The sequence below is a fragment of the Pseudomonas sp. SIMBA_067 genome (assembly GCF_046534675.1).
Lineage (GTDB): Bacteria > Pseudomonadota > Gammaproteobacteria > Pseudomonadales > Pseudomonadaceae > Aquipseudomonas > Aquipseudomonas putida.
This window is the reverse complement of record NZ_JAWRYH010001336.1, coordinates 1-236: the sequence shown is the minus strand read 5'-3', so window position 1 is coordinate 236 and position 236 is coordinate 1. Positions and strand designations below refer to the sequence as shown.

The window sequence follows — 236 nt, the reverse complement described above, 5'->3', positions numbered from 1 at the left end:
CGCCTTTAATCGCTCACCTTTAAGCGACTCGCCCAACGCCTGCCCGGTCAGCCCAGCCTGCACCAGCGGCTTCACATCCACAGCCCTTGCCGCAGCTGCTGCCCCTCGCAGGTAGTCAGCCTGTGGATAAGCCAGACTGCCCTGGCGCGCGCGCGCATCCATCTCGCAGGCGCTGATGAAGTCGTCGAAGCGCTGTGGCCGCCGATACACATCGAACTTCTGCAACAGCTCCAGCA

General features: G+C 63.6%; 1 pseudogene. It reads right to left on the bottom strand.

Annotation, left to right across the window (positions count from 1 at the left end):
* Positions 1-236 (bottom strand): annotated as a pseudogene (locus tag SB765_RS33685) (multifunctional CCA tRNA nucleotidyl transferase/2'3'-cyclic phosphodiesterase/2'nucleotidase/phosphatase); the annotation flags it as partial.